The sequence below is a fragment of the Amycolatopsis tolypomycina genome, assembly GCF_900105945.1.
In the GTDB taxonomy this organism is placed as follows: Bacteria; Actinomycetota; Actinomycetes; order Mycobacteriales; family Pseudonocardiaceae; genus Amycolatopsis; species Amycolatopsis tolypomycina.
Map to the genome: position 1 here is coordinate 2,500,331 of NZ_FNSO01000004.1, position 14,057 is coordinate 2,514,387.

Sequence of the window (14,057 nt, forward strand, 5' to 3'; positions counted from 1 at the left end):
GTTTCGCCGGCAGGCCCGAGAGTTTCGCTGCCCCTTCGTCGGAAGCGAGGACAAACCATGTTCCGGAGCGCGCGAGCCGTGGCCGCGGCGGTGCTCTTGGCCGCCGGCGTCGTCGCCGCGGCGCCGGCCGCCCAGGCCGCCACCTCGATCACGATCAACGGCGGTTCGGCCGGGCGCACCTTCGACGGCGTCGGCGCGGTCAGCGGCGGCGGCGGCAACAGCCGCCTGCTGATCGACTACCCGGAGCCGCAGCGCGGCCAGATCCTCGACTACCTGTTCAAGCCCGGCTACGGGGCCGCGCTGCAGATCCTCAAGGTGGAGATGGGCGGGGACACCAACTCCACCAGCGGCGCCGAGCCGAGCCATGCCCACTTCCGCGGTGACCTCGACTGCAACCGCGGCTACGAGTGGTGGATCATGGAACAGGCCAAGGCGCGCAACCCCGGCATCAAGCTCGTCGGCCTGCCCTGGGGCGCGCCGGGCTGGATCGGCAACGGCACGTTCTTCTCGAACGACCTCACCGGCTACTACCTGTCGTGGCTGGGGTGCGCCAAGCAGCACGGGCTGACCATCGACTACATCACGACCGTGCAGAACGAGAAGCAGTGGAGCGCGGACTGGACCGTCACGATGCGGAACGCGCTCAACGCCAACGGCTACAGCGCCGTCAAGGTCATCTCCGGCGACTCGTGGCCGGGTGACTGGGGGCCGGCGAGCGCGATCTCGACGAACACGGCCTACCGCAACGCGACCGACGTCCTCAGCGCCCACTACACCTGCGGTTACCTCAGCGCGCAGACGTCCTGCACCGTCCCGGCGAACGTAGTCAACACCGGGAAGACGCTGTGGTCCAGCGAAAACGGGTCCCAGGACTACAACGACGGCGCCAAGCCGCTGGCCCGCGGCATCAACCGCGTCTACCTCGACGGCAAGATGACCGCGTACCTCAACTGGGACCTGATCGCCGCGACCACGCCGAACATCCCGTGGCCGACGGTCGGGCTGATCCTCGCCAACCAGCCGTGGTCGGGCTTCTACTCGGTCGGCAAGGACGCGTGGGCGCTGGCGCACACGACGCAGTTCACCGCGCCCGGCTGGAAGTACCTCGACGCCTCGAGCGGCTACCTCGGCGGCAACCGCGCGAACGGCAGCTACGTTTCGCTGAAGTCGCCGAACAACACCGACTACAGCACGGTCATCGAGACGATGGACGCCACGTCGGCCCAGACGCTGAACCTCAACGTCACCGGCGGGCTGTCGGCCGGGCCGGTGCACGTGTGGGCGACCAACCTCAACTCGAACAACCCGGCGGACCACTTCGTGCGCGGCGCCGACATCACGCCGTCCGGCGGCGCCTACTCCCTGACCGTCCAGCCCGGTCACCTCTACACGATCACGACCACCACGGGGCAGGGCAAGGGCACGGCGGTCTCCCCGCCGCAGGGCTCGCTGAACCTGCCCTACGGCGACGACTTCGACGGGTACGCGACGGGCAAGGAAGCCAAGTACCTGATGGACATGGAGGGCGCGTTCGAGACCGCCGCCTGCGGCGGCGGCCGCGCGGGCACGTGCGTGCGCCAGGCCGCGACGCAGAAGACGATCCCGTGGAAGAAGTTCGTCGATCCGTACGCGCTGCTGGGCAACGTCGCCTGGAGCAACTACACGCTCAACGTGGACGCGCTGCTGGAGAAGTCCGGCGGCTACGTCGAGCTGATCGGCCACGCCGGTGCGCAGGACACCGGCAACCAGGGCGCCATGAACGCCTACTACCTGCGGGTGAGCGACACCGGCGCCTGGTCGATCCGCCGCAACAACACGAGCCAGCAGATCACGACGCTGCGCAGCGGGACGACGTCCGCACTCGGCACGGGGACGTGGCACAAGCTGTCACTGGGCTTCTCCGGCAGCACGATCACCGCGTCGGTCGACGGCACGGTGCTCGGCACGGTCACCGACGGCACGTTCCCGGCCGGCCAGGTCGGGATCGGCACGAGCGTCGGCGAGACCGCGCAGTTCGACAACCTCGCCGTCGCCGGTTCGGGCGGCGGGACGACGTCGGTGCTGCGCAACACCGCTGCCGGGCGCTGCCTCGACGTCCCGAACGTGTCGCAGGCCAACGGCACGCAGGTGACGCTGTGGGACTGCAACGGCGGCCTCAACCAGCAGTGGACCCTGACCACCGGCAAGCAGCTGCTGGTGTACGGCAACAAGTGCCTGGACGCCGAAGGCGGGGGCACGGCCGCAGGCACCCGGGCGATCATCTGGGACTGCTCGACCGGCGCCAACCAGCAGTGGAACGCGGCCGCCGACGGCACGATCACCGGAGTCCAGTCGGGACTGTGCCTCACCCCGGGCGGGACCGGCAACAGCGCCCCGGTGACCCTGCAGGCCTGCTCGGGTGCCAATGGCCAGAAGTGGACCCGGGGCTAGCGGGAGTTCGCGATGAAGAAGCGCTGGACGAAGGCGCGGCCGGCCGTGGTGCTCGCCGCGGGCGCGGTGGCGGGCACGGGCCCGATCGCGGGCACGAAGGTGGTGACCTGGCCGGGCAACGGGCAGAGCAACCAGCAGTGGACGTTCGGCCGACGCCGTCCTGACCGAATCGAGGAACCTCCGATGATCACCGGTGCACACCCGCGGCGTCTCCGGACAGCCGCCACCCTCCTCGCGGTGGCCGGCCTGACGACGACCGCGCTGGTGCTTTCGCCCGGCGTCGCCGGGGCGGCGAGCACACTCGGGGCCGCGGCCGCCCAGACCGGCCGGTACTACGGCGCCGCCATCTCGACCGCCCACCTGGGCGAGGCGGCGTACGTGAACACGTGGACCGCGGAGTTCAACGGCGTCACGCCGGAGAACGAGATGAAGTGGGACACGGTCGAGCCCAACCGCAACCAGTTCAACTTCGCGCCCGCGGACCGGATCGTCAGCCAGGCGGCGAGCCGGGGCATGAAGGTCCGCGGGCACACGCTGGTGTGGTACCAGCAGCTCGCGCCGTGGGTCGGCGGACTGGACGCGAACAACCTGCGTTCGGCGATGCTGAACCACATCGCCCAGGTGGCCGGGCACTGGAAGGGCCAGGTGATCGCCTGGGACGTGGTCAACGAGGCGTTCGAGGAGAACGGCACCCGCCGGCAGGCGACCTTCCAGCAGAAGCTCGGTGACGGCTACATCGAGGACGCGTTCCGCGCGGCCCGCACGGCGGATCCGGGCGCGAAGCTCTGCTACAACGACTACAACACCGACGGCATCAACGCGAAGAGCACCGGGATCTACAACATGGTCCGGGACTTCAAGAGCCGCGGCGTGCCCATCGACTGCGTCGGCTTCCAAAGCCACCTCTCCGCGAACTCGAACCTGAGCAGCTACCAGGCGAACCTCCAGCGCTTCGCCGACCTCGGGGTCGACGTCCAGATCACCGAGCTGGACGTCGGCGGCTCGGGGACCGGCCAGGCGAACGTGTTCCGGCAGGTGACCCAGGCATGCCGGGCGGTGACCCGGTGCACCGGGATCACGGTCTGGGGCGTCACGGACAAGTACTCGTGGCGCTCCGGCGACACCCCGCTGCTGTTCGACGGCAACTACGGCAAGAAGCAGGCCTACACCGCGGTCCTCGACGCGCTCGGCGGCGACGACCCGGATCCCGGCGGGGGTACCGGCCCGGTGCGGGCCGTGGCGTCGAACCGCTGCCTGGACGTGCCCGCCTCGTCGACCACCGCGGGTACCCAGGTCACCATCTGGGACTGCCACAGCGGGGCGAACCAGCAGTGGACCCGCGGCAGCGCGGGCGAGCTGAGCGTCTACTCCGGCGGGACGAAGCGCTGCTTGGACACCGCGGGCGGCGGCACCGGCGCCGGCACGGCGGCCGTCATCGCGAACTGCAGCGGCGGGAACGGCCAGAAGTGGACCTTCACCGGGACCGGGACGGTCACGAACGGCCAGTCGGGCCTGTGCCTGGACGTGAGCGGCGCGGCGACGGCCAACGGCACCAAGGTGATCGTCTGGACCTGCAACGGCGGAGCCAACCAGCGGTGGGCGGTGAGCTGACCGCGTGCCGGCCGGCGTCGTAAGCCGGCCGGCCGGGTGGCCAACTGCGGAAGGAGACGCCCGCCGCTTGAGGAGTGGCCGCCGGACGGACCCCCTTCGCGTCACGCCGTCCGGCGCCTGAACAGGCGGCCCGTCGCCGCGATCGACAGGGCGAGGATCCCGGCGCACCACGCGAGGGCGAGCCAGGCGCTGTTCCCGGCCGGGGTGCCGAGGAGGAACCCGCGCAGGGCCTCGATCAACGGCGTGAACGGCTGGTTGTCCGCGAACCCGTGGATCCACGACGGCATCGTGTCCACCGGCACGAACGCGCTGCTCGGGTACGGCAGGAACATCACGAAGAACGTGAACCCGCTCGCCGCCTCGGGGGTTTTCGCCAGCAGGCCGACCGCCGCGGACGCCCAGGACAGCGCCAGGATCGCGACCAGCAGCAGCCCGGCGGCCGCCAGCCAGTCCACAACGGACGCCGAGGGGCGGAAGCCGATCAGGAGCGCGACGCCGAGCACCAGCACGGTCGACACGAGGTTGCGGGCGGTGCTCGCGGCGACGTGCCCGCCGAGCACGGAGGTGCCCCGTACGTCCATCGACCGGAACCGGTCCATGATCCCGCCGGTCATGTCGTTCGTGACGGCCACCGCGGTGAGCGAAGCGCCGAACGACGCACACAGCATGATCACCCCCGGCACCACGTACGTCACGTACGCGGTGCCGGTCCGGATCGCGCCGCCGAACAGGTAGACGAACAGCAGCATCAGCATGATCGGCAGGGCGAGCGAGGTGATCAGCGCGTCGCTGTTGCGGATCGTCAGCGTGGTCGCGCGGCGGACCAGCACGCCGAGGTCTCCCAGCGGCGAGGCGGGACGGGTGGCGGAGAGCGTGTCAGACACCGGCTCGCTCCTTGTCGTGGGTGGTGGTCGCGTGCCCGGTCAGGGCCAGGAACACGTCGTCGAGGGTCGCGGAGTGCACGGCGAACCGGTGCACCGCGGTCCGGGCCGGATCGAGCTCGTCGAGCAGGGCGCGGACGTGCCCCGCAGTGCCGTCGGTCGCGACCGACAGGGCGAGCCGCTCGCGGTCGGGCAGCAGTGCCCGGTCGCGCAGCTCGGCGGCGAGCGCGTCGAACGCGGCCCGGTCGGTGAGCGTCAGGTCGAGCCGGTGGCCCGACACCCGCTGCTTGAGCTGCGCTGCGGTGCCCTCCGCGACGATCCGGCCGCCGTCGACGACGGCGATCCGGTCGGCCAGCCGGTCGGCCTCTTCGAGGTACTGCGTCGTGAGGAAGATCGTGACGCCGGAGTTCGCCAGTTCGGTGAGCACGGTCCACATCGCCGCCCGGCTGCGCGGGTCGAGGCCCGTGGTGGGCTCGTCGAGGAACATCACCGCGGGCGCCGCGATCAGGCTCGCGGCCAGGTCGAGGCGCCGGCGCATGCCGCCTGAGTAGGTCCCGGTGCGCCGGGAACCCGCCTCGGTGAGGTCGAACTGCTCCAGCAGCTCGGTGGCACGGCGGACGGCGGCACGCCGGGACAGCCGGCAGAGCCTGCCGAGCATCACCAGGTTCTCCGCACCGGTCTGCGCCTCGTCGAGCGCGGTGTCCTGGCCGGTGAGGCTGATGCTGCGGCGCACTGACCCGCGCTCCCGCACCACGTCGTAGCCGGCGACCCGCGCCGAACCGGCGTCGAGGCTGGTCAGCGTGGTCAGGATGCGTACGGTGGTGGTCTTGCCCGCGCCGTTCGGGCCGAGCAGCGAGAACACACTGCCCGCCGGTACGTGCAGGTCGATCCCGGCGAGAACCGGCACCTCACCGTAGGACTTCGTGAGGCCGGTAGCCTCGATCGCTGGTTGGCTCGACATGCTTCCCCCTGGGGTCCGCGGGCTTACTGCGTACGACATAAACTCTATTGCGTAGGGCGTAAACAGTAAATCAGGGTTTTCCCTGAGACGAGGTCAGGGTGATGAGCGGCGACGACGCGGAGACCGGGCTCCCGGCCAGTTTCGAGCTGGCCTGGGGCGTGCGCGACCGACCGGCCAAGGGGCCCAAGCGCGGACTGTCGCTCGAGCAGATCGTCGAGGCGGCGATCGACGTCGCCGACGCCGAGGGCATCGGCGGAGTCTCCATGGGCCGCGTCGCGAAGGAGCTCGGCGCCTCGGCCATGTCGCTCTACCGCTACCTCGGCTCGAAGGACGAGCTGCTCGCGCTGATGATCGACGGCGCGTTCAACCGCTTCGACGCCACCGAGCCCACCGGCGGCACCTGGCGCGCGCGGCTCGAGCGCTGGGCCGAGATCGAGCTCGCCGCCTACCGCCGGTTCCCGTGGGTGCTGCACATCCCGATCACCGGTGCGCCGATCATGCCGAATCAGCTCCGGTTCATGGAATGGGGTCTGCGGACGCTCGGCGGCACCGGCCTGACGGAGGCGGACAAGCTCTCGTCGGTGCTGCTCGTCACCAGCTTCACCCGCAGCTTCGCCTTGCTCAGCAGCGACATCGCGGCCGCGTTCGAGTCGGCGGACCCGACGACGGTGCGCCTCATGCCGCGGTACGGCGAGCTGATCAGGAAGCTGACCACCCGAGCGGAGTTCCCCGCCTTGCACGCGGTGGTCGACGCGGGCACGTTCGACGACGGCGGCGAGTTCGACGGCCTCGACCACGACTTCCGGTTCGGGCTCCAGCGCATCCTCGACGGCATCGAGAAACTGATCGACCGCCCCGCCTGAGGGTGGCTATCGTGCCCGCCGTGGAGAACGGAGCACTGGCGGGCCGGGTCGCGGTCGTCACCGGGGCCGGGCGGCGGGCCGGGATCGGGTTCGCCATCGCGGAAGAGCTGCTGACCGCCGGCGCCTCGGTGCTCGTGCATTCGTGGGCCCCGCACGACGCCGAACAGCCGTGGGGTGCCGACCCCGCCGGGGATGCCGGGGTGGTGGCGGCGCTGGGTGGCGAGGGCCGCCGCCTGCGGCACGTCTCGGCCGACTTCGCCGACCCGCAGGCGCCCGGGCAGGTGGTCGCCGCCGCGGTGGCGGCGTTCGGGGCGGTCGACGTCGTCGTCGCCAACCACGCCCGGAGCTCGGGCCAGAGCCTCGCCGACGTGACCGCCGCCGAGCTCGACCTGTCCTGGGCGGTGAACGCCCGGGCGAGCGTGCTGCTGGCGCAGGCCTTCGCCGCCGCGCACGACGACTCCCGGCCCGGCGGGCGGGTCATCCTGTTCACGTCCGGGCAGCACCTGGCTCCGATGAGCCGGGAACTGCCCTACGCGATCAGCAAGGGCGCCCTCCACCAGATGACGCTCACCCTGTCCGACACGCTGATCGACCGCGGGATCACGGTCAACACGATCAACCCCGGCCCGGTCGACACCGGGTGGGCCGAGCCGGACCTCGCCGCCCGCGTCGGGCGCGCCCTGCCCGCCGGCCGGTGGTGCCGCCCGGCCGAGGTCGCCCGGCTGGTCCGGTGGCTGGCCTCCGACGACAGCCGGTGGATCACCGGGCAGGTCGTCGACGCCGAGGGCGGGTTCCGCCGCTGGGTGATGTGACCCGCGGGCGTCAGCGCTTGGCCCGGTCCCAGATCACCACCGGGGGCTCGTTCGGGAAGTCCGTGTCGTGCGCCCAGACCTTGTCCACCTTGGGGTTGTGCCGCAGGATCGGGAACTCGTCCATGTCGAACACGTTGTTGGGACGGCGCGAAGCCAGCTCGTCGCCCTGGCCGGGCCAGCCGCTCGACTTGCCCGGCGTGTTCGGCAACGCGATGTGGACGTCGCCTTCCGCGTTGTGCGCCAGTGCCTTCGACGCGTCCTTCCAGACCTTCTCGCCGTTGGGGTGCTTGTCGGCGAAGCCGGGCATCTCGACGCCGTTGTCCTTCAGGAGCCCTTCGAGGGTGTTGCCGCCGTTCTTCTTCGCCATGTCGATCGCCGGGTTCTCGATCGAGCCGTGGTACTTCGACTCGGACAGCGGCTTGCCGGTCGCGGGGTCGACGACCTCGTCCTTGATGTGGCCGCCCGACCAGAACCAGGACTTGTCCTTGCCCGGCGCCATCATGTCGTTCCACTTCGCCGAGAACTTGGCGTACTGCTCGTCGGTCATGGTGTGCGGGCGAATCTTGCCGTCCGGGTCGCGGAACTCGTCGAGGCCGTCCGGCTTCTTGGCCCCCGGCGGGAGCTTGCCCGCGTCGCCGCCGCCCGCCGGGTTGTCCGGGGCCTTCGGGCCGCCCGTCTTGCCGCACGGGCTCTGTGTCAGGCCCAGCGGGTCGCTCTGCAGGTGCGGCTGCCCGACGTAGCCCGCCGGGTCGGGCGCCGCGGCCAGGCCGAGCGGGTCCTGGCTCAGGTAGCGGCCCGTCCGCGGGTCGTAGTAGCGGTAGACGTTGTAGTGCAGGCCGGTTTCGGCGTCGCGGTACTGGCCGGGGAAGGCCAGCGGCATCGGCGCCGTCCCGGACGTCGAGGGCAGCAGTTCGCCCCAGAAGCTCGTGCGCGCCTGCCACGCGACGCTGCCGTCCGGGCCCAGCAGCTCGGTCGGCGTGCCCGCCGGAGACGTCACCACCGTGTGGCACCGCACCTCGGTACCCCGCTGCTCGACCTGGACCACCGGCCGGCCGTCGTCGGGGTGGCGCTCCCAGGTGAGCACGCGCGAGGACCCGTCGTCGGTCACCTCGATCTCCTCGACGAGCTCGCCGCCGCTCCAGACGAACCACGTCTCGGCGGTCCTCCGCGGCGCGCCGTCGTCGCCGAGCTCCCAGCGCCGCTTGGCGAACCGGCGCCCGAGCGGGTCATAGCGGTAGGTCCAGAACGACTCGTCCGGGCCGATCGCGGCGACCAGCCGGTCGAGCTCGTCCCAGACGAAGCGCCACCCGGCGGTCCCGGTCACCCGGCCCTGCGGGTCGTGGTCGTCCCGCGTCCCGGACGGCGGCGCGAGCCGGCCCGCCGCGTCGTAGGCGAAGCGTTCGACGCCGTCGGGGGTGACGACCTCCGCGACGCGGCCCGCCGGGTCGAACCCGAACCGGACCGGCCGGGCGTCCTCGATCGCGGCGAGCCTGCCGTCCGGCGTGTAGGTGTAGGCGCGCCGGCCCACGCCGGCGATCGTCTGTTCCCCGAGCCGGTCGGCGGCGTCGAAGACCTGGCGCAGGACGACGGCGCCGTCGACCGAACGAGCGGTCTCGCGGCCGGCTTCGTCGTACTCGAACGCGATCTCGTGCCCGGCGACGCGCAGCGACACCGGCCGGTCGCCGTCGTAGCGCCACTCACTGTCCACACCGGACAGCGTGGTCCGGTGGACGCCGTCGGCGGCGTAGGTCCAGCGCACGCCGACGCCGTTGACAGTTTCTTCCCGCACGCGCCCGCGTTCGTCGCGCACGATCTGCAGCACCGACTCGTTGTTGATCGCGTACTCGAGCTGCCCCAGCGCGTCGTAGGCGTACCCGGTGACCCCGGTCGCGGTCCGGCGTTCGACGACGTTGCCGAGCGTGTCGTAGGCGTACTCGGTGACTTCGCCGAGACCGTTCGTCATCCGCCGCAGCTGCCCGGCCTCGTCGTAGGCGTAGGTCAGCCGGCGCCCGTCGAAGTCGGTCTCCGCGGCGAGCCGCCCGGCCGGGTCGTAGGTGTAGCGCCAGGTCCGGCCCCGCGGGTCGGTCACCGAAGCCAGGCGCAGTTCGGCATCGTAGCTGTACGCCGTGCGCGCGCCCGCCGCGTCGAACTCCTCGATCGGCAGGCCGAACGGCCCGTACGTGCGCCGGGTCGTCCGCCCGGCCGCGTCGCGGTGCTCGACGACGCGGCCTTCGCCGTCGTGGCGCCAGCTTTCCCGAGCCCCGTCCGGGCCGATCCGCCAGGAGCGCCGCCCTTCGGCCGTCCAGCCCAGCCGGGCCGCGCCGCCGGACGCGGTGTGCACCAGCCGCGGCCGGCCGAACGGGTCGCGGTCGCCGGGCCGCGCCGCCGCGGTGATCACCGGTTCGTCGCCGAGCGGGTCCACCCCGTCGACGCGCAGCCGGGTCGAGACGCCCGGGAGCGCGGCGTGGGGATCGGCCGCCGGGGCCACCGCCCGTGCGTCGCCGGCCCGCAGCTCCACCTCGCCGGTCCCGGACGGCGTCAGCCGCACCACGGAACCGTCCGGCCGCGTCACCGTCGTCAGCACGCCGTTTTCGTAGCCGTAGAAGGTGATCCGGCCCAGTTCGTCGGCCTGGGACAGCAGGTCGTCGTAGCGGGTCCAGGAGTACCGGCGCGTGTGCCCGAGCGGGTCGGTCCGCTCGACGAGCTGGCCTGCCTCGTTCATCCGGTACGTCCAGGTGTGGCCCATCGCGTCGGTGTACCGGGTGATCCGGGCCTCGGTGTCGTAGGCGAACGCGCCGTTGAGGTAGCGCTCGGCGCCGACGCTGCGGACACAGCGGCCCGCGGCGTCGTAGACGTAGCGGTACCAGGTGCCGGTGCGGTCCTGCCAGCCGACGATCCGGTCGTCGACGTCGTAGTCGAGGTTCACCGGGCGGCCGGTGAACCCGGCGATCTGGGTCAGCTGGCCGAGCCGGTTGTAGCCGTACCGGACGACCGGCGCGCCGCCGGGCACGCCGAGCGCGGCGATCCGGCCGGCCACGGTCTCGACGCCGATCTCGGTGCCGTCGTCCCGGCGCAGCAGCCGCGGCGCGCCAGTTTCGTCGTGTTCGATCGTGGTGCGGGAGCCGCCCTGCTCGATCACCGTCAGCGGCAGCACGCGGCCGGGGGAGTCGGCGAACACCAGGTGGTGGGCGCCGGTCGAGAGCCGGTACCCCGCGGCCGTGCGGCGCAGCGGGTGGCGCGGGCCCTCGATCGGCAGCACGGGCCGGTCGCCGTCGGGCCGCGGGTACACGAGGACCATGCCGTCCTCGGCGAAGAACCGCAGGTGCGCGCGATCGGCCTCGAGTCTTTGGTCCAATGTGGACGCCCAGGAGCGGCCGAACCACCGGCCGGCGCGGTAGGCCGACAGGTGGGTGCGGGACAGCGTCAGGTCGCCCGCGTCGCCCGGCAGGGTCAGGTCGACCTGCTTCAGCACGACCTCGCCGGTGGCGACGTCGACCGGGTCGGAGACGCAGACCTTCTTGTCGTCCGGCACCGCGCGGTCCCGCGGGCCGTCGCCCTTCGGGTCGCCTTTCGGCCTGCCGCCGCCGTCGGGCCCGCCCTTGGGCGTGCCCCCGGGCGGGTCGGCCTTCGGCGGCGGGTCAGCGGGCGGGTCGCTCTTCGGCGGCGGGTCCGTCTTGGGCGGGGGATCGGTCTTCGGTGGCGGGTCCGCCTTCGCGCCCGCCGCGCTGGTGCTGTCGTCACCCTTCGGCGGAGGGTCGGTCTTGGGCGGCGGGTCGGTCTTGGGTGGCGGTGCGTCGGGGTCGCCCTTGCCGCCGCCCTTCGGGCCGCCGATGTCCTTGGGCCCGCTCTTGATTTCGGCGTGCTTCGGCGGCGGCGCGGCCTTGCCCGGCTTGATGTTCCGCAACGCCTTCGCCGCGTCCGCGAACAGGTCACCGGCCCGCTTCAACAACGGCATCAACGCCTTCAACGCCGTCACCAGCCGCTTCACCAGATCGGCGATCTTCGACGCGGTCTTCGCCACCGCGTTGATCACCTGCGGCACCACCCACGCCATCCCGATGCCGAGGGTGAACACCACCTGCAACGCCCAGCTGATCAGGTGCCCGATCAGTTCGGCGATGATGTCGCGCACCAGCGCGCGGACCGCGGCGACGACTTCACCGGCGGTCTTCACACCACTGGAAGCGCCTTCACAGCCTTTCTGCGCGGTTTCGAGCAGCGTCACGGTGTCCTGCGCGCGCTGGCGGTAGGTGTCCGCGGCGGTGCCGGTCCAGGCGGAGACGTCGGTCTTGACCATGCTGGTCAGGTCCGCGCCGACACTGCCCAGCTCGGTCGCGATGTTCTTCCACGTCTCCGACTGCGCGGCGATCTCGTCGGCGTTGCCGGTCAGCCCGTTGAGCGCTTCCTTCAGCGGCCCGACGTGCTCGATCAGCCACCCCACCCCGGCCGCGAGGATCGCCCCGAACGGGTCCATCGCCATCGACAACGCATCCAGCGCCGTCCCGACCGCCCCGAGCGCCACCGACGCCCAGTCCCCGCTTTCGATGGCGGACTTCAGGTCGGCTGCCGACTCCAGCAGCGAAACACCCGAGTACGCCTTCGTGGAATCCTTGGTCTCCGCCACCAACGGGTTCGCCACTGCATGACCTTCTTTTCGCCGGGTCCTGGCGACAAATTAGCAGCGGCCGATCACGCCGCGCCGGTGCCGGAACCCCGCTGCCCGAAAAGCCACGATCGCTGTCCGGGGCGGGCAACGGCGGTCCGGCGTGGAGGTGATCACCACCGGAGACGGCCGACTGGTGGGCGGTTCTCACCTCTCCTCGGCATCGGAACCGCTCCTAAAGTCACCCGCGACAGCAAGTTCCCCGACCGGAAGAGGCGCCATGGACGGGCTGATGCAGCCACGGCCGCTCACCCTCGCCCACATCCTGGAGCGTGCCGAGCGGCTCTACGCGCACAAGGAAGTCGTCACGGCAGGCGGCGAGCGGCTGACGTACGCGGAGGTGGCCGACGGGACCCGGCGGCTCGCCCGGGCGCTGGCCGGGCTCGGCGTCCCGGCCGGTGCCCGGGTCGCGACCTTCGCGGCCAACCACCGGCGGCACCTCGAGCTGTACCTGGCCGTGCCGGTCACCAAGCGGGTGCTGCACCCGATCAACATCCGGCTGGCGGCGGAGCACCTCGAGTACATCGTCGGGCACGCCGAGGACGACGTCGTGTTCGTCGACCGCGCGCTGCTGCCGCGGATCTGGCCGAGCGCCGCCCGCCTGCCGCGGGTGCGGTACTGGGTCGTGCTGCCCGACGACAGCGGCGAGCCGATCCCGGCGGACCCGCGTGTCCTGCACTACGACGACCTGGTCTCCGCGGCCGTGCCCCACACCGGCTCGTTCGAGGAGGCCTTCACGCTCGCCGACGAGCACCTCGCGTCCGGGCTCTGCTACACCTCCGGGACGACCGGACCGCCCAAGGGCGTGCTCTACAGCCACCGCTCGACGGTCCTGCACGCGCTGGGGACGCTCGCCGCGGGGTTCATCGGCCTGTGCGAGAGCGACGTCGTGCTGCCGATCGTGCCGATGTTCCACGCCAACGCCTGGGGCCTGCCCTACGGCGCGATGCTGACCGGCGCGTCCCTGGTGCTGCCCGGTCCGTCCGCGGACCCGGACCACCTGCTGGGACTGATGGCGGCCGAGCGCGTCACGGTCGCCGGGGCCGTCCCCACGGTCTGGACGAGCCTGGCACCCCGCCTGGAAGCGTACGACCTGAGCGCGACGCGGTTCCTGCTCGGCGGCGGCTCGGCGGTCCCGCCGGCGCTGTCGGAGACCTACCGCGCCGCGATCGGGGTGCCCATCACGCATTCGTGGGGGATGACCGAGATCAGCCCGGTCGGCGCCATCGGCGGCACGCGCACCCAGCACCGGGACGCGCCCGCGGCGGAGCAGGTCGCGGTGCGGGCCGCCCAGGGCCAGCCGCTGCCGCTGGTGAACGTCCGGATCGTCGACGTCGAAACCGGCCGGGAGCTGCCCCGCGACGGCGAGGCCGTCGGCGAGCTGCAGGTCGCGGGCCCGTGGGTGGCGGGCGGCTACTACCGGGTGGCCACCGGCGGCAGCTTCACCGCCGACGGCTGGCTGCGCACCGGCGACCTGGCCACCCTCGACGCCGAGGGCTACCTGCGGCTGGTGGACCGGATGAAGGACCTGATCAAGTCCGGCGGCGAGTGGATCTCCTCGGTCGAGCTCGAAGGCGCGCTCACCGCCCACCCCGACGTCGTCGAAGCCGCGGTGATCGCCCGCCCGGACCCGCGGTGGATGGAACGCCCGGTGGCGTACGTGGTGCTGCGCGAGGGCAGCGAGACGACGGCCGAAGACGTCTTGGCGCACCTCACGCCGCTGGTCGCGAAGTGGTGGCTGCCCGACGAAGTCGTGTTCGTGCCCGCCCTGCCGAAGACGGGCACCGGCAAGATCTCGAAGACCGCCCTGCGCGACTCGGTGCGGATCGCCTGAAG

At 72.0% G+C, this 14,057-nt stretch carries 8 protein-coding genes; 5 read left to right on the forward strand and 3 right to left on the reverse strand.

Translation table 11 applies throughout. From position 1 onward, the window contains the following. The first annotated feature begins 57 nt into the window (after positions 1-57). Together BLW76_RS21465 and BLW76_RS21470 are read left to right on the forward strand one after the other, a co-directional pair. Complete coding sequence (locus BLW76_RS21465) at positions 58-2,430, forward strand: ricin-type beta-trefoil lectin domain protein (protein WP_091310154.1); 2,373 nt, start codon at positions 58-60, stop codon at positions 2,428-2,430. A gap of 12 nt (positions 2,431-2,442) precedes the next feature. Further along, positions 2,443-4,041, forward strand: coding sequence for an endo-1,4-beta-xylanase (locus tag BLW76_RS21470; RefSeq protein WP_244170251.1), 1,599 nt, complete (start codon positions 2,443-2,445; stop codon positions 4,039-4,041). 101 nt (positions 4,042-4,142) lie between these two features. Here the strand turns inward: BLW76_RS21470 and BLW76_RS21475 are convergent, their stop codons facing one another. Continuing rightward, positions 4,143-4,925, reverse strand: a complete 783-nt coding sequence (locus BLW76_RS21475) for an ABC transporter permease (RefSeq protein WP_244170252.1) — start codon at positions 4,923-4,925, stop codon at positions 4,143-4,145. After that, positions 4,918-5,883 (reverse strand): ATP-binding cassette domain-containing protein, encoded by a 966-nt coding sequence (locus BLW76_RS21480; protein WP_091310156.1) that lies wholly within the window; start codon positions 5,881-5,883, stop codon positions 4,918-4,920. Before BLW76_RS21480 ends, BLW76_RS21475 begins: the two co-directional genes overlap by 8 nt. Positions 5,884-5,984: 101 nt before the next feature. Between BLW76_RS21480 and BLW76_RS21485 the strand changes: the two genes are divergently transcribed. Further along, on the forward strand, positions 5,985-6,746 hold the full coding sequence (locus BLW76_RS21485; RefSeq protein WP_091310159.1) for a TetR/AcrR family transcriptional regulator: 762 nt from the start codon (positions 5,985-5,987) through the stop codon (positions 6,744-6,746). Between the two features lie 11 nt (positions 6,747-6,757). Then, positions 6,758-7,558 carry an SDR family oxidoreductase gene (locus tag BLW76_RS21490; RefSeq protein ID WP_244170253.1) on the forward strand — a complete coding sequence of 267 codons (801 nt, stop codon included), beginning with the start codon at positions 6,758-6,760 and terminating at the stop codon, positions 7,556-7,558. A 10-nt stretch (positions 7,559-7,568) separates the two neighbouring features. Here BLW76_RS21490 and BLW76_RS21495 read toward each other — a convergent pair whose 3' ends face one another. Further along, on the reverse strand, positions 7,569-12,197 hold the full coding sequence (locus tag BLW76_RS21495; RefSeq protein WP_091310161.1) for a DUF6531 domain-containing protein: 4,629 nt from the start codon (positions 12,195-12,197) through the stop codon (positions 7,569-7,571). 244 nt (positions 12,198-12,441) lie between these two features. Between BLW76_RS21495 and BLW76_RS21500 the strand changes: the two genes are divergently transcribed. Further along, positions 12,442-14,055, forward strand: coding sequence for a long-chain fatty acid--CoA ligase (locus BLW76_RS21500; RefSeq protein WP_091310163.1), 1,614 nt, complete (start codon positions 12,442-12,444; stop codon positions 14,053-14,055). Positions 14,056-14,057 lie beyond the last annotated feature (2 nt).